The organism is Thermus sp. 2.9, from assembly GCF_000794385.1.
Taxonomy (GTDB): domain Bacteria; phylum Deinococcota; class Deinococci; order Deinococcales; family Thermaceae; genus Thermus; species Thermus thalpophilus.
In genome coordinates this window covers 1-13,934 of the sequence record NZ_JTJB01000053.1, presented here as the reverse complement: position 1 = coordinate 13,934, position 13,934 = coordinate 1, and the positions used below count along the sequence as shown (strand labels likewise).

At 67.1% G+C, this 13,934-nt stretch carries 16 protein-coding genes; 14 read left to right on the top strand and 2 right to left on the bottom strand.

Annotation, left to right across the window (positions count from 1 at the left end):
• Positions 1–25 precede the first annotated feature (25 nt).
• The gene (locus tag QT17_RS12350; RefSeq protein ID WP_039460435.1) at positions 26–1,018 is read right to left on the bottom strand and encodes a LacI family DNA-binding transcriptional regulator; all 993 of its coding nucleotides are present in this window, start codon (positions 1,016–1,018) and stop codon (positions 26–28) included.
• A gap of 188 nt (positions 1,019–1,206) precedes the next feature.
• Here QT17_RS12350 and QT17_RS12345 point away from each other — a divergent pair, with 188 nt between their 5' ends.
• The 13 genes from QT17_RS12345 to QT17_RS12290 all read left to right on the top strand — a co-directional run bounded on the left by QT17_RS12345 (position 1,207) and on the right by QT17_RS12290 (position 12,416).
• Positions 1,207–2,712, top strand: a complete 1,506-nt coding sequence (locus QT17_RS12345; protein WP_039460433.1) for an alkaline phosphatase — start codon at positions 1,207–1,209, stop codon at positions 2,710–2,712.
• Positions 2,713–2,814: 102 nt separating this feature from the next.
• Positions 2,815–3,993 (top strand): YncE family protein, encoded by a 1,179-nt coding sequence (locus QT17_RS12340; protein ID WP_039460431.1) that lies wholly within the window; start codon positions 2,815–2,817, stop codon positions 3,991–3,993.
• Positions 3,990–4,424, top strand: a complete 435-nt coding sequence (locus tag QT17_RS12335; RefSeq protein WP_152607416.1) for a hypothetical protein — start codon at positions 3,990–3,992, stop codon at positions 4,422–4,424. The genes QT17_RS12340 and QT17_RS12335 overlap by 4 nt, the downstream gene beginning before the upstream one ends.
• Entirely contained in the window at positions 4,402–5,262 is an 861-nt protein-coding gene (locus tag QT17_RS12330; RefSeq protein WP_039460427.1) for a metal ABC transporter substrate-binding protein, read from the top strand. The genes QT17_RS12335 and QT17_RS12330 overlap by 23 nt, the downstream gene beginning before the upstream one ends.
• A 43-nt stretch (positions 5,263–5,305) precedes the next feature.
• On the top strand, positions 5,306–6,454 hold the full coding sequence (locus QT17_RS12325; protein WP_039460425.1) for a hypothetical protein: 1,149 nt from the start codon (positions 5,306–5,308) through the stop codon (positions 6,452–6,454).
• A gap of 81 nt (positions 6,455–6,535) precedes the next feature.
• Positions 6,536–6,937: a SaoD/DsrE family protein gene (locus QT17_RS12320; RefSeq protein WP_039460423.1), complete on the top strand. Its 402-nt coding sequence runs from the start codon at positions 6,536–6,538 to the stop codon at positions 6,935–6,937.
• Positions 6,938–7,690: 753 nt separating this feature from the next.
• Entirely contained in the window at positions 7,691–7,816 is a 126-nt protein-coding gene (locus tag QT17_RS14785) for a hypothetical protein (RefSeq protein ID WP_255347469.1), read from the top strand.
• 315 nt (positions 7,817–8,131) lie between these two features.
• Positions 8,132–9,316 carry a nitrous oxide reductase family maturation protein NosD gene (locus QT17_RS12315; RefSeq protein ID WP_039460421.1) on the top strand — a complete coding sequence of 395 codons (1,185 nt, stop codon included), beginning with the start codon at positions 8,132–8,134 and terminating at the stop codon, positions 9,314–9,316.
• The gene (locus QT17_RS12310; RefSeq protein ID WP_039460419.1) at positions 9,295–9,972 is read left to right on the top strand and encodes an ATP-binding cassette domain-containing protein; all 678 of its coding nucleotides are present in this window, start codon (positions 9,295–9,297) and stop codon (positions 9,970–9,972) included. The genes QT17_RS12315 and QT17_RS12310 overlap by 22 nt, the downstream gene beginning before the upstream one ends.
• On the top strand, positions 9,956–10,657 hold the full coding sequence (locus tag QT17_RS12305; RefSeq protein WP_039460417.1) for a nitrous oxide reductase accessory protein NosL: 702 nt from the start codon (positions 9,956–9,958) through the stop codon (positions 10,655–10,657). The genes QT17_RS12310 and QT17_RS12305 overlap by 17 nt, the downstream gene beginning before the upstream one ends.
• The gene (locus QT17_RS12300; RefSeq protein ID WP_161791379.1) at positions 10,641–11,111 is read left to right on the top strand and encodes a hypothetical protein; all 471 of its coding nucleotides are present in this window, start codon (positions 10,641–10,643) and stop codon (positions 11,109–11,111) included. Before QT17_RS12305 ends, QT17_RS12300 begins: the two co-directional genes overlap by 17 nt.
• 46 nt (positions 11,112–11,157) lie before the next feature.
• Entirely contained in the window at positions 11,158–11,670 is a 513-nt protein-coding gene (locus QT17_RS12295; RefSeq protein WP_039460413.1) for a nitrous oxide reductase accessory protein NosL, read from the top strand.
• Positions 11,670–12,416, top strand: coding sequence for a hypothetical protein (locus QT17_RS12290; protein WP_039460412.1), 747 nt, complete (start codon positions 11,670–11,672; stop codon positions 12,414–12,416). The genes QT17_RS12295 and QT17_RS12290 overlap by 1 nt, the downstream gene beginning before the upstream one ends.
• Here QT17_RS12290 and QT17_RS13110 read toward each other — a convergent pair.
• Positions 12,413–13,330, bottom strand: a complete 918-nt coding sequence (locus QT17_RS13110; RefSeq protein WP_052155217.1) for a HAMP domain-containing sensor histidine kinase — start codon at positions 13,328–13,330, stop codon at positions 12,413–12,415. The genes QT17_RS12290 and QT17_RS13110 overlap by 4 nt on opposite strands.
• A 178-nt stretch (positions 13,331–13,508) precedes the next feature.
• Between QT17_RS13110 and QT17_RS12280 the strand changes: the two genes are divergently transcribed.
• On the top strand, positions 13,509–13,829 hold the full coding sequence (locus QT17_RS12280; protein ID WP_039460409.1) for an antibiotic biosynthesis monooxygenase: 321 nt from the start codon (positions 13,509–13,511) through the stop codon (positions 13,827–13,829).
• Positions 13,830–13,934 lie beyond the last annotated feature (105 nt).

The following is a 13,934-nucleotide window of genomic DNA, read 5'->3' as shown; positions in this document are numbered from 1 at the left end:
TAGGGCCGAAGGGCCGCTTTTTCCCTCAGGCTCTCACCTCCTTTACCGAGCCCCGTTCCACCAGTTGCAGGGGAATAGGGGAGAGGGAAGGGGTTTCGCCCTGCAAAAGGTCCTTCAGGGCTTGCGCCAGGGCGCGGCCCACCTCCCTTGCGGGCTGGCGCACCGTGGTCAAGGGGGGGACCTGGTAGGCGGCCAAAGGGATGTCGTCAAAGCCCACCAAGGAGAGGTCCTCGGGGACGGCGAGCCCGCGCTCAAAAAGGTAGAGCCGAGCCCCGATGGCGGTCTGGTCGTTGGCGGCGAAGATGGCGGTGGTGTCGGGGAAGCGGGCGAGGAGCTCCCTCGCCGCCTCATACCCGCCGTCCTCCTGGAGGTTGCCGTAGACCACCCGGGGCGCAAGCCCCATTTCCCGCATGGCCTTGCGGTAGCCCAAGAGCCGCTCCCGCACGTCCATCCCGCCCCGGTGGCTGGAGATGTGGGCGATGTGGCGGTGCCCCTTCTCCAAGAGGTAGCGCGTGGCCCGGTAGGCGGCTTCCCGGTTGTTCAAAACTAAGGACCAGGTCCTGGGCCCAAGGAGGCGTTGGCCAAAGGCCAAGATGGGAACTCCTAAGGGCTCCAGGGCGGACGCTTCCAAGGAGGTACCCAGGAGGACGATGGCCTCCACCCGGTGGCCCTTGAGGAAGTCCAGGGCCTCCAGTTCCCGCACCAGGCTCCAGTGCCCGGGCACGGCAATGGGGCGGAAGGGGGTGGGCTCCAGCTCTAGGGTGATGGCCTCGAGGATCGGCCCATAGAAGGGGCTTCCGAAATCCGGCAAAAGGATGCCCACGGCGTAGGAGCGTCCTTTGGCGAGGCTTTGGGCCAGGGGGCTTGGCGTGTACCCCAACTCCTCTATGGCCCGGAGCACCGCCCGCACCTTTTCCTGGGACACCCGGGCGGTTCCGTTGAGGACGCGGGAGACCGTGGCGGGGGAGACCCCGGCGCGGCGCGCCACCTCGGCGATGGTGGGGTGGGTGCGCGTCATGGCTTAGATCGTAGTGTAGCAGGGTATGAAAGCGCTTGCAAGATGGTCGCTGCCTTTTGGCGTCCCGAGCGAGTTCTTCTCCCTCGCTTGTTCGTATGGTGCGAAGCCGTAGAGATGAGCCCCCTTCGCGTCCTCTGACACACCCCTGAAAAAGGGCCCGTACCCTTTGGGTGAGGAGGTGGTGAATCGTGAAGCGGCGGGATCTTTTAAAAGGCGGTATCCTGGCAGGGGCCCTTAGCCTGTTGCCCCAGGGGGTGGCCCAAGGGGCCCCTCAGAACCTTCCCTCCTTGGGGCGGCGCTACCGCAACCTGATCGTCTTCGTCTATGACGGCTTTTCCTGGGAGGACTACGCCGTGGCCCAGGCGTATGCCCGGCGGCGCCTGGGGCGGGTTTTGGCCCTGGAGCGCCTTTTGGCCCGCTACCCAAACGGCCTCGTGAACACTTATAGCCTCACCAGCTACGTCACCGAGTCCAGCGCCGCGGCCAACGCCATGTCCTGCGGGGTGAAGACGGTGAACGGGGGCCTGGCCATCCACGTGGACGGCACGCCCCTCAAGCCCTTCTTCGCCGCGGCCAAGGAGGCGGGGAGGGCGGTGGGCTTGGTCACCACCACCACCGTGACCCACGCCACCCCGGCGGGCTTCGTGGTCTCCAACCCTGACCGCAACGCCGAGGAGCGCATCGCCGAGCAGTACCTGGCGTTTGGGGCGGAGGTCTACCTGGGCGGGGGAGACCGGTTCTTCAATGCGGAAAAGCGGCAGGATAAGAAGGACCTTTACGCCGCCTTCGCCCAGGCGGGGTACGGGGTGGTGCGCACCCCTGAGGAGCTGGCCCGCTCCAACGCCAGCAAGCTCCTGGGCGTCTTCTCCGACAGCCACGTCCCTTACGAGGTGGACCGCCGCTTCCAAGGGGTGAAGGTGCCGAGCCTCAAGGAGATGGTGCGGGCGGCCTTGCCCCGCCTGGCTTCTTATCGCAATGGCTTCGTCCTACAGGTGGAGGCGGGCCGCATAGACCACGCCAACCACATCAACGACCCCGCCGCCACCCTTTGGGACGTTCTCGCCGCCGACGAGACCCTGGAGCTCCTCACCGCCTTCGTGGACCGCAATCCGGACACGCTGCTTCTGGTAGTTTCCGACCACGCCACGGGGGTCGGGGGGCTTTACGGGGCGGGGCGGAGCTACCTGGAGAGCTCCGTGGGGGTAGACCTCCTCGAGGCCCAGAAGGCGAGCTTTGAGCACATGCGCCGCCTGCTCGGCAGTAGCCCTGATCCCGCCCAGGTAAAGGAGGCCTACCGGGCCATGAAGGGGGTGACCCTCACGGACGAGGAAGCGGAGCGGGTGGTGCGGGCCATCCGCGACCGGGTGTACTTTCCCGACGCTGTACGCCAAGGCGTGCAGCCCGACAACACCTTGGCTTGGGCCATGGTCCAACGCAACCCCGCCAAGCCCGACCGGCCCAACATCGGCTACAGCTCGGGCCAGCACACGGCGAGCCCCGTGGTCCTGGCCCTCTATGGCCAAGGTCTTCGGTTTCTGAACCTGGGCTTAGTGGACAACACCCACGTTTTCCGCCTCATGGGGGAGGCTTTGGGAATCCGCTACCAGAACCCGGTGATGAGCGAGGAGGAAGCCTTGGAGGTCCTTAAGGCCCGACCCCAAGGGATGCGTCACCCCGAGGACGTTTGGGTCTGAAGGGCGAGGACGCCGTTCTTCCCCCGCCCCTTCAGGGGCGGGTTGCTTTGGGCTTGACAAACGATAGTGATTTATCAATATCATAATCCGCGGAGGTGAACTGTGCGCCCGAGGTTTCAGCGGATCCTTGCCCTGTCTTTAGGCCTGTTTGCTGTCGCCCTACCCCATGCCGCCGTTCCCGAAGAGAAGGAGGTCTACTCGGCGGAGGTACGGCTCTTCGCCCTGGACAACCGTCCTGGCTTTAGCCGCCTGGTGGCTTTGGACCTGCCCTCAGGCCAAAGCGTGGCGGAGATATCCCTTCCTCCTCGAGGGATGAGCCTGGTGGCTACCCCCTCGGGCCGCTATCTCCTGGTCTCCCGGGGGCGGGACACGGACCGGCAGTGGCTCACCGTGGTCTTTACCGGGAAGGAGGAGGGACGCTGGAGCCGCCCGGTGGTGGCGAAGAGCCTCCTTTTGGGCCGGGGTTGGAACATCGGCCACGGGGCCGAGGCCTACACCCTCGGGGGGAGGCTCCTCGCTTTCGCCGAGCGGGACGCCCTGGCCTTCCGCTTCCCCGAGGAGGCCCTAGCTCCGGAAAAGGCCTTCCAGCCAGAGATTATCCGGCTCCCCAACCCGGACCACTACCACGTGGTGGAGGCCCCTGAGGGCACCTACCTCACGCTCCTCGCGCGAGGGCAAGTGGTCCTCTTTGACCGGGATCTAAGGGAGGAGAGGGCCCGCTTCTCCTGCCCGGTGGAGCACGGGGAGGCCTTCCACGCGGCAATGGGCCGGAGCGCTTTCGCCTGCGCCAGGGACGTGCTGGTGCTGGAGGGAGGCAAGGAGGTGGTGAGGCTTCCCTACCCGGTTGCCGAGCGCATAGGGGCTTTTTTGGAGGGCAAGGGGGTGTTCTTTGGCTACTCTGATCGGGTCACCCACCTCCAGCGTTTGGACCCCGTGGCCCTGCGCCTGACCCCTATCCCTTTGGGCGGGGTTTTCCTTCGGGGGAGCAGCGACAGGGAGCGGCTTTACGTCCTCCTCTCGGACGGGCGGCTCCAGGTGCGGGAAGGGGGGGAGGGAAGGCTCCTTAGGGAGGTGCGGGTCTCCCGCCCCTTCCCCGAGCTGGACGAGGATACGGGTGGGGCCATCCTGCCGGATCTCGCCCCTTGGCCGGAGCGAGGGCTCGTGTACGTGAGCCTGCCCCAGATGGGCCTGGTGGCGGAGGTGGATGCGGAGCGGGGGCGGGTGGTGCGGTACCTGCGGGTGGGGGGTAGCCCCACGCGGATGGTCCTGGTGCGGCCATGAGGAACCCCCTGCCCGTCTTTATGTACCTCCTGGGGGTGGACGCCGCCCAAGGTGTGTTGGAGGCCTTGGGCTACCGCAAGGTGCCCCGCCCGGGGGGCGTGGGCTCAAGCCTCTACCTGGGGGAGGATGTACTGCTTCACTCCACGGGGCTTTGGTACCGGGGGGTGCTCTATCACCGGCCTAAGGAGCGCTTTTACCGGGCCGGGCTTCCCCCCTACCCCCCAGGGGTGGACCCGCGCGCCGAGCCCCTTTCCTTTGGGGAGGGGCTTGCCCACTACCTGCCCTTTATCCGAGACCACGAGGCAAGGGTGCGGGCGCTATGGGGAGAGGGGCGGGAGCGGCTTCTGCGCCACCTGCCTCCCTTAGCCCGGCGCCACCTGAAGGACTGGAAAGCCCTTTGGAGGGAGGATGAAGCGGCACCTGGCCTTTAGCCTCTTCGCCGCCGTTGGCGCCTGGGCCCAGCTCCAGGTGGCCGCCACCACCCCCGTCCTCGCCGACCTGGTGCAACGGGTGGGGGAGAGGCGGGTGCGGGTGGAAAGCGTGGTTCCCTGGGGGGCTGACCCCCACGCCTTTGACCTGCGCCCCTCTACGGCTCTGCAGCTGGCCCACGCCCGGCTCCTCTTCGCTAACGGCTTGGGCCTGGAACCCTACCTACCCCGCCTCAAGGTCCTCCTGCCACCGGGGGCCCGGGTGGTGGAGCTTGCCCCGGGGATGCCCGATCCCATCTGCGGCCTTCTGGGGCTCAGGGAAAAGGGGATCCACCTTCACGGGGACTGCGACCCCCACATGTGGCTGGACCCCACCTACGCCCTCCGCTACGCCGAGCGCATCGCGGAGGAACTTTCCCGCCTGGATCCCAAGGGCCAGGAGGTGCACCGGAGGAACCTCGAGGCCTTCCGCCGGGCAGTCCTGGCGGAGGACGAGGCGCTCACCCGATGCCTAGCGGGGAGGCGGTACCGGGTGGTGGTGCACCACCTTTCCCTTCTCTACTTCGCCCGGCGGTACGGCCTGGAGGTGGTGGGGGCCTTGCGGGATGCTGGGGGCCAGGAACTGGGCCCGAAGGCCCGCGTGGCCCTCCTGAAGGAGGCGGAGCTAGGTGGGGTGGATCTGGTGGTGGCGGAGCCTCAGCTCGACCCCGCCCCCTTACGCCGGGTGGCGGGGGAGCTTGGGGCCCGGCTTGTGGTGCTCTACACCGATACCTTGGACCGGAGGGTTCCCTCCTATCTGGATCTCCTTCGCTGGAACCGCATGGCGCTGTGCCCGGAATAGGCCCAATCGGGGCGGCCCGCGCCCCGTGGGGAAAGGAGGAAGTATGCGAAAAGGTGTTGCCGTTTTAGGCGCTTTGGCCCTAGGCTTGTCCCTGGCCCACGGCCCTGGGGAGAAGGGGGAAGGCCTCTTCCGCCGCCTGGCGGTGGCGGACGGGAGGGAGCCGATGGTACGGGTGCTGGATGAGGACGGGAGGGTGCTGGGTCAGTTCACCGTCCCGGGCCCGGCGAGCCTTTACCCTCTCCTCGGGGGGCAGTACGTCTTGGCGGTCCACCGGGACGCCGGGGCCGTGAGCTTTCTTTTCGGGGGCCTACGCTTGGAGGACCACGGTGAGCACAAGGACGTGAAGGAGGAAAATCCCCACGTGGCCGCCACCTTGCGCACGGGGCCCAAGCCCACCCACACCTTCTCCAACGGGGAGGCCTTGGCCGTCTTCCACGACGGGGATGGCACCGTGGCCCTCTTTGACCTGCGGCGCTTGGGCCTGGACTTCACCCCGAGGCTCGTGGCCACGGGGGGCGCGGACCACGGGGCTGTGGTCTTGCTGGGCGGGGTTCTCTTGGTGGGAGGGTTGGAGCGGGGGCGGGTGGAGGTTTACACCCCCGCCGGCGCCAGGGTCCTCACCCTGCCCCAGGCCTGTCCCCGCCTCCACGGGGAAGCGGTGCTGGGTGGGGTGGCTGCCTTCGGCTGCGCCGACGGGGTCCTCCTGGTGGAAAAGCAGGGGCAGGGCTTCGTGGGGCGCAAGGTGCCGCACCCCGCGGGTACCCCCGAGGGTGCGCGGGTAAGCACCCTCACCGCCCATCCCCGGGCTGGGGTCTTCGTGGGAAACTTCGGCCAGGCCTTGGCGTTCCTGGAACCCGGCGGGAGCCGGTGGGAGGTCCTCCCCCTGCCGGCCCGGCCTCTCCGCTTCGCCTTTGACCCGGAAGGGGAGGCCCTTTACGTCCTTACTGCGGATGGGCGCTTCCACAAGGTAGATCCAAGGGCGCGGCGGGTGGTGGGGAGCCTCGAGGTCATGGCGGCCCCGGAGGCCGCGCCCGGCTTGGCCCTGGGCCACGGGGTGGCCTACGTGGCGGACCCATCCCGGGGGGATGTGGTGCGGGTGGATCTGGAGGCCTGGCGGGTGGCGGCCCGCTTGAAGGTGGGCGGCGCACCCCTCCATCTGGCCCTCTTTGAGGTGGAGGGAGTGAAGCACTGAAGCTTTCGGGAACCTTCGGCCCTGGACCATGGCCGAGGACAGGCTTCTTCGCTGGGAACCTGAGAACCTAGGGGGTTTCTGATGCGCGTGGCCTACGTTTTGGCGAGTCCTAGGGCGGCGAGCCACAAGCTTGGGCAGATGATCCTGCCCCAACTGGAGGCGGGGGTGCACGGGGTGGAGGTGGTGGGGATCTTCTTCTTTGACGACAACACCTTGGTTTTGCAGAAGGGGAACCCCATTGGCGAGCGCCTGGCCAAGGTGGCGAGGGAGAAGGGGATTCTCCTCATGATATGCGACCTTTGCGCCTTGGAGCGGGGTTTAGCGGAGGGGGAGCCGAGGTGGTGTACCCCGGAGGGGGAGGGGCGCAAGGAGCCCGGGGAGTGCCGGGTGGTGGCCCACGTGGTGGAGGGGGTTACGGTGGGGTGCTTCCCGGACCTCTACCAAGCCCTGGCGGGTAAGGTGGACCAGGTGATCACCCTCTAAGGGTGCGTACTCCCTATGCAACGGGTACCGTGGCCGGAACCCTCACGAGGAGGCCGGTCACGGTACCCGTGCCAGGTGTTCCCCCCAAAACCCCCCACTCGGGAGCCCAGGGTCTGCGGCGCCAGCCGCGAAGGGACCGTCTGGGGACCCCTTTCCCTCCCTCCCCCACCGGGGTCCCGACCCCCTGGCCCTGGAGGCCGGATGGGACCTGAAGGGGGGTGGCCCACGCCCAGTTGGGCGGAGGGTCGCCCTCGCCCTGAGGGTCCACAGCGGTGGCGGGTGGCCCACGCCCAGTTGGGCGGAGGACCCACCCGCGAGATGCTCGCCTGGCCAAGCGGCCGCTCCCTCCCCCGCGCCGGCATCCCCTCCGTGGGCGAGATGCGGCGCCGGGTGAAGGGACAGGGGGAAGGTGTCGGTGGGGGAGCTCTCGGAGCGCCACCTTCCGGGGAGGGGCGGTACGGCCGGCTACGCCAAGCGGGTTTGGGTGTATCCGCCTTGGGGTGGGCCAGGGGAGGGGGGTAGGCCTTTGCCTGGGTGTCCCCGTGGGTTAGGGGCGTTTTTGGCGGCGCAGGCGGCACGTCCGGGGATGCCTTCATCCCCCCGCCTTTTTGTCCCACGCTGGGAGCAGCCCCCTTCTAGAAACCCTGGGGTTTCCCGATCTCGAGGACACGCCTTACCTTCCCCTTCCCGAGTCCACCCAGGGGGAGGGCCCCAGAGGAACCGTGTTTGTCCGCCAGAGCATCGAAGGGGGAGTTGGAGAGAGCCTTGGTCGCCGACCTGGCCTTAGCGGAACTCCACGACCAGGATTATCTCGAGCTTGCTTCCGCCGCCCAAGCGCGGGGGATTTCCACCTTTTCCCACGTGAGGCGGGAGGCGTAGCCCTAACACCGGCTGGCCCTGGCGTGTCTCCCGCACGTCCCGGTGAAGGGAAACCCTTTGGACCACCGGCGTTTGGGCCGCCACCAGCCGCATGGGGGTCCCGCCCCCGTTTTCCAGGGTGAGCTAGCCAGCGGTGGCGGGGACCACGGGAGGCGCAAGGTGCACTTAGCCTGGGATGCCACGACCTGGGCCCGAGCTTAGGAAAGCAAAGCCAGCAAAAGGAGTAGCCAGTGCACATGCACAATGTCTTCCAAGCAATCCGGGCTTTGTCCGTGAAGTACGAATGTCCCACCTCCCCGCCCTAAAGTGCGGGTGATGCGCCTTCTGGCTGTCCTTGCCTCCTTTCCCTTGGCCCTGGCCGCGCCCGCGCTCCGGCTCCAGGGAGAGGTGGCGGGGCCCTTGGTCCTAACCACCCCTGGTCTGGTGGTGGAAGGGCAAGGGGCGGTGGTGCGAGGGAAAGCGGGGCACACCGTGCGCCTCCTTGCCCCCGGCATCCGCGTGCGGGGTCTGAGGGTGGTGGGAGCGGGGCCGAGGGAGGACTTTTTTGAACCCGATGCCGCCTTCTACCTACAGGGGTGCCATGGGTGCGTCCTCGAGGACGTGCGCGTGGAAGGCGCTCCCACCGCGGTGCGGGCCGAGGATTCCCGGGGCCTAATCGTGCGTCGCCTCCGGGCAAGGGGGCTACGCAGCGCTCCTGGGGTGCTTATTTACAAAAGCCCCCGGGCCCAAGTGGAGGAAAGCCGTCTGGAAGGTTACGTGGACGCCATCTATGTGGAGTACAGCCCCGGGCTCCGATTGGTGAAAAACGCCCTTTGGGGCAACTCTCGCTACGGCTTTCACGTGATGTTCACCTGGGAGGCTTGGGTGGAGGAGAACAGGAGTTGGGCCAACGCCATCGGCAATGCCCTCATGCACGGCGCCCTCAATCTGGTGCGGGGAAATCGGCTGGAGGGCCACGCCACCCCCTTGGGCTATGGCCTCCTGGTGCAGGACGAGCGGCAAAGCCAGGTTCTGGAAAACACCTTCCTTGCAAACACCTTGGGTCTTGTCCTCTTGGACGCTGTGGGGGTGGAGGTGCGGGGCAACCGCTTCCTGGAAAACGGCACGGCCCTGCGCCTCACCCGGGAACGGGGGGCCAACTCCGCCCGCGTCCACGGCAACGCCTTCCAGGGCAACCTTTACGACCTGCTCGTGGACGACCCCCAAGCCCAAGCGAAAGTGGAGGGAAACGCCTACGACCGGGCAAGCCCCCTTCCTGTGCCCCACTTGCCCACGGGGTCCTTCGCCCTCTTTCTGGCGTTGCAGCCGGAGCTTTCCCTCTTCGCCCTCTCCCCCGGGGTGGTCCTCTGGGAGGCGGCGGAGGCCCAGGTGCCTGGGCTAAGGCTTATTGCCTTGGCGGACAACCGGGCTCAGAGCTTGCCCAGGGGGACGCGGGGACAACCGGTTCTGGTCCTCCTAGGGCTTGCGGGAGGCCTGGTATGGTGGCGGTGGAAGACCTGACCAAAGACCGGAGGCTCCGCCGCCTCTCCTTCAGGGTAGAGGGGGGCGTGGTAGGCCTTCTTGGTCCAAACGGAGCGGGGAAGAGCACCCTATTGGCCCTCCTGGCGGGGCGCCTTCGCCCTTCAGGAGGTCGGGCTTCCCTCCTGGGCTACTCTCCCCGTGACCCTCGGGCGATCCCGCTGCGGGCCTACCTCCCCCAGAACCCTCGCCTCTTTCCCCACATCGAGGCCCGGGAATACCTGGAGGAGGCCAGGCGGCTCAAGGGGCTTTCCCCGGCGGCTTTGGAGGAGGCGGTGGAACGCATGGGCATCGCTGCCCTCCTGGTCCGGCGGGTAGGGGGGCTTTCCGGGGGAGAACGGCAGCGCCTTGCCTTGGCGGCGAGCCTCATGGGGGACCCGCCCATTTGGCTTTTGGACGAGCCCACCGCCGCCTTGGACCCCAAGGGACGGGAGCGTTTTTGGGCTTGGGTGGGGGAGAAGCGGAGGGGGCTCGTCCTCCTCGCCCTGCATCATGTGGAGGAGGCGAAGCGGGCGCACCGGTTGCTTCTCCTAAAGGAAGGGACCCTTCTGGAAGAAGGGAGCCCGGACGCGGTGTTGGGGCTAAGGGGAGAACGGCTCCCCTGGCTAATGGAGGTGCTCTATGCGGAATCGGCGTGAGGTGTTGCAGGTTCTCGGTGGACTGGTTTTGGCCGCTCCCGCTCTCGCCCAGCACGGGGGGATGGCGGAGGTGGGCCAGGAGGGTTCCAAGCCCATGGGAGCTTTGGTGCCCCCAAAATCCATTCCCTGGGACACGGGGCAGTGCTCCTTCTGCGGCATGCCCTTAAAGACCCCTGAGGGCCAGTGGCGGGGTCGCACCTTCCCTAAGGGCTTCTTTGAACAGACCTATTCCCAGATCGCCTTCGCCCAATCCAGGCCGGCCCCCCATGACCCCAAGGAGGTGGTGGACGCCCTGCACTTTGAGAGCATCGCTTGCATGGTGAACTACGCTTGGGTCCACGGCCTGCGGGACGGCGAGGGTGCCACCTTCTACGTGGTGGACCGAGGGGCCTACGACCCTGCCCATCCCCAGGAAACGGTGCGCCTCATCCCCGCCCGCGCCGCCACCTACTACTGGGGGGAGCGGATGATGGTGGTGATGAACGCGCGTCTCCTGGCCTTTGGGAGCGCTAGGGCGGCCCAGGAGTTCGCCGAAACGAACAAGGGCCAGCACGGTCGCCAGCGCTTCTATAGCTTCCAGACCCTTTGGGACCTCGCCCCCTTGCCGGAGATGAACCTAGTGGCCCTTCTCGCCAAGCATGCGGGCCTCCTGGGACAAGGGCAAGGTGATGCGCACCACCACTGAGGAGGTGAGGGGAATGGTGCGGAAGTGGCTTTTGGTAGGGCTTTGGGTCCTTGCCTTGGCCTGCGCGCACGAGTCCCGCAATGTGGGCCCGTACCGTCTCGTGGTGGGGTTCTTGCAGAACCCTGCCTTTGCGGGGTACCCCAACTCCTTGGACCTCAGGGTAACTACCTTGGAAGGTAAGCCTGTGGAGGGTTTGGAGAAAACCCTAAAAGCCGAGCTGATCGCACCCAACGGGGAGCGGTTTGCCGTGGAGCTAAGCCCCGTGCACAACCAGCCGGGTTACTACCGCGGCTGGTTTATCCCAACCCTTCCCGGGGACTATGCTTGGCGCATTGCGGGGGTCATTGGGGATTTCCCGATAGACGAAACCTTTACCCGCTTTTTCCACTCCAGGACCGCTGTCCTAAACCCTGGGGAGTATAGCGTCCCCAGGCTTCCAAGCCAAGGCCGATAGCGGCTGGCCCCGGCGGGGTAGCCCGCCGGGGTGGCAAGGACCGACCATGCGAAGAAGAGACGTACTCATCTTCCCCATCCTCGCCCTTGTGTCCCGGGCTGGGGCGGCTCCGCGGGGCCTTCGGGTGGGGGTGGACGCCTGCCCCTACTGCTTCATGACCATCCTGGATGCCCGCCACGCGGCGCAGGCGGTGAACCCGCAGGGAAGGGCCTTTTTCTACGATGATCCCGCCTGCCTCCTGGATCAGCTCAACGGTTGGGGTGGACCGCTTCTGAAAGCCCAGGAGGTCTACCTGGCGGACTACTTGGGCAGTACCCCCCAGGTGCCCCGTTGGCTGGGGGCGGAAAGGGCGGTTATGTACCTCAACCCTAAAGTCCGCACGCCCATGGGTTCAGGCCTTCTAGTCTTCGCAAGCCGGCAAGACCTGGAGCGGCACCTTCGGGAGCGGCCGGAGCGGGCTGGGGGGCGGGTCCTCACCTGGGAGGAAGCCCTTCGGGAGGGAAGGAAGCGCCCCTTTGTGCCCACGGATTTGTTTCCGCCGCCCCCAAGGACACCGTGATGGCCCTTTTCCTCAAGGAGGTTAGCCGGAACCCCTGGGCCCTTGCCCTTCTTTTCCTTCCCCCTCTGCTGGCCCTGGGTTTCCAGGGGAGAGGGGAGGGAGTTGGGCTCGTGGGGTTATACGGGACAAGCCTCCTCCTCCTCCCTCCCCTGGTCCTGGCGCTGGCGGTGCCCCTTTTGGCCTCGAGGGAAGAGTGGGCCTTCCTCTTAGGCCTTCCCGTTTCCCCGGGGCGGGGTTTTGCTGCCGGGGTCTTGGGGGTGTTGCTCGGCCTCCTTCCGCCCCTACTTGCGGGATACCTCCTGGGAGCGGGTCTTTTGGGTCTTTCCTGGGGGGCGGCACTTTGGCTTCTCCTTTCCGGGGCGGGCCTCTTGGCCTTCTGGGTGGGCTTGGCTGCTTGGCTTTCCGCCCTCCTCTTGGAAGAGCGGCGTGCCCTGGGGCTCGGCTTCGCCCTCTATGGCCTCCTCAACGTCCTCTATGGCCCCTTGGTGGTGGCCTTGGCGGTGCGGCTCAGGGACTATCCCTTAGAGGGGCTCCTGACCTTGGCCCTCCTCCTGAACCCGCAGGAGCTCCACCGGGTAGGCCTGCTGGCGGGACTGAAGGCCCCGGTGCTCACCGGCCCCGTGGGGTACCTGGTGGCGGAGCGGCTTGGGACCCTGGCAGCCTGGTGGAGCTTGGCTTACCTCTTGTTTTGTGCCTTGGGGTTCACCCTTCTTGCGGCCTGGACCTTTGCCCGGCGCGACCGCTAGGGACCGCTTTGGGGCCTCAGCCGCACCCAGAACTCCCCGCTTCCCGGGGCCACCTCGAGGCGGGCCCCTTGCGCTTGCGCCAAGACCCGGGCGAGCCGGAGCCCCAGGCCCGAGCCGGGGCTGGGGTGGGTGGGGGCGTTCCCCACCGCCAGGCCGTCCCCGTCCACCCGTACCCACACCTGACCCCCCTTGGCCGTGTGGTGCAGGGCGTTTTCCAAAAGGCTGACCACGATGGCCCGCAGGGCTGCCTCGTTGGCCCGGGCCACCACCGCTTCCTCGGGGAGCTCCAGATTCAAGGCCACGCCTCGGGCCCGGAAGGCGGGGCGAAGCGCCTCCGCCTCGGTGAAGACCAGGGTGTCCAGCTCCAGGGGCTCGAGGGAAAGGCCATCCGCCTCGGCCCGGGCCAGGTCGTTTCCTTGGGCGATAAGGGCCTTGGCTTCCTGGACAAGGCGGGCCACCTCAGGCCGGTTCACCCGGTAGTAGTTCGCCTCGTACTCGGCGCGGGCGATGGCTTCCTGGGCGCGGAAAGGCGCCTCGTAAGCCCTGCGCGGGCCAGGCCCCGGAAGGATGGGATAGGCACCCCGCGGGGCCACCTCCAGGAACCGGAGCGCCTCATAGATCAGGCTCGCCGCGCGGGCCCGCTCCTTAGCCCGGAAGTACGCGCCTCCTTGGTACTCCCCTTGCGCCTGGCGCAGGAGCGCGTCGGCGGTGGCCTTCAGGGGGCTTTGAGCCACCAGGCCCGAGAGGTACTGGGCCCGGGCAAGCTCCCGGTTGGCGCGCTCCGCCTCGCGGTAACCGGAAGGGGCGCCTGGAGCCGGCGCGGGAAAAGGGGCACCCGGAGGAGGCGGCGCGGGCTGGGCCAAACCCGTCAAGCCGAGGGCCAAAATCGTTGCGGTCAGAAGCTTCTTCTTCATCTCTTACCTCCTTCTGCCCCGAAGGGCCCCCTTAGGGTAGGGGAGTTTTGTGGGAAGACGGTGGAAAGGCGCAGGGCTTTTCGCGAGCGGTTATCGTTCCCAATACTCATAAAATCCGACTGGAATACTTGACTTTTTGCCCCCCTTCCCCTACCCTCCTCGTTGAGGAGGTGGTGGCGTGTTCGTGGTGATGAACCGCATACCGATAAAACCCGAGTATGCCGAGCAATTTGAGGAGGTTTTTCGCACCCGGGCCCGGTTGGTGGACCGGATGCCCGGCTTCCTCCGCAACCTGGTGTTACGGCCGCAAAACCCCGAGGACCCCTACATCGTCCTTACCTTCTGGGAAAGCGAGGCCGCCTTCCGCGCCTGGACGGAAAGCCCCGCCTTCCGGGAAGGCCATGCCCGAAGCGGCACCCTGCCCAAGGAGGCTTTCCGCGGCCCCAACCGCTTGGAAACCTTTGTGGCCTTCCTGGACTCGGAGGTGCAAGGTGGTTGAGGCTCCGGTCTGGGCGCTTCTTAAGCGGGCGCGGGAGCAGGTTTACACCCTTCCCGAGAGCTTTCCTGGCTTCACCGCCCACCTGGCGCTTTACGTTAACCCAAG

Bases quoted from the DNA above. Each gene is read 5' to 3' on its own strand.
- QT17_RS12350 (WP_039460435.1), bottom strand. From the start codon at position 1,018: ATGACGCGCACCCACCCCACCATCGCCGAGGTGGCGCGCCGCGCCGGG.
- QT17_RS12335 (WP_152607416.1), top strand. From the start codon at position 3,990: ATGAGGAACCCCCTGCCCGTCTTTATGTACCTCCTGGGGGTGGACGCC.
- QT17_RS12330 (WP_039460427.1), top strand. From the start codon at position 4,402: ATGAAGCGGCACCTGGCCTTTAGCCTCTTCGCCGCCGTTGGCGCCTGG.
- QT17_RS12325 (WP_039460425.1), top strand. From the start codon at position 5,306: ATGCGAAAAGGTGTTGCCGTTTTAGGCGCTTTGGCCCTAGGCTTGTCC.
- QT17_RS12320 (WP_039460423.1), top strand. From the start codon at position 6,536: ATGCGCGTGGCCTACGTTTTGGCGAGTCCTAGGGCGGCGAGCCACAAG.
- QT17_RS12315 (WP_039460421.1), top strand. From the start codon at position 8,132: ATGCGCCTTCTGGCTGTCCTTGCCTCCTTTCCCTTGGCCCTGGCCGCG.
- QT17_RS12310 (WP_039460419.1), top strand. From the start codon at position 9,295: ATGGTGGCGGTGGAAGACCTGACCAAAGACCGGAGGCTCCGCCGCCTC.
- QT17_RS12305 (WP_039460417.1), top strand. From the start codon at position 9,956: ATGCGGAATCGGCGTGAGGTGTTGCAGGTTCTCGGTGGACTGGTTTTG.
- QT17_RS12300 (WP_161791379.1), top strand. From the start codon at position 10,641: ATGCGCACCACCACTGAGGAGGTGAGGGGAATGGTGCGGAAGTGGCTT.
- QT17_RS12295 (WP_039460413.1), top strand. From the start codon at position 11,158: ATGCGAAGAAGAGACGTACTCATCTTCCCCATCCTCGCCCTTGTGTCC.
- QT17_RS12290 (WP_039460412.1), top strand. From the start codon at position 11,670: ATGGCCCTTTTCCTCAAGGAGGTTAGCCGGAACCCCTGGGCCCTTGCC.
- QT17_RS13110 (WP_052155217.1), bottom strand. From the start codon at position 13,330: ATGAAGAAGAAGCTTCTGACCGCAACGATTTTGGCCCTCGGCTTGACG.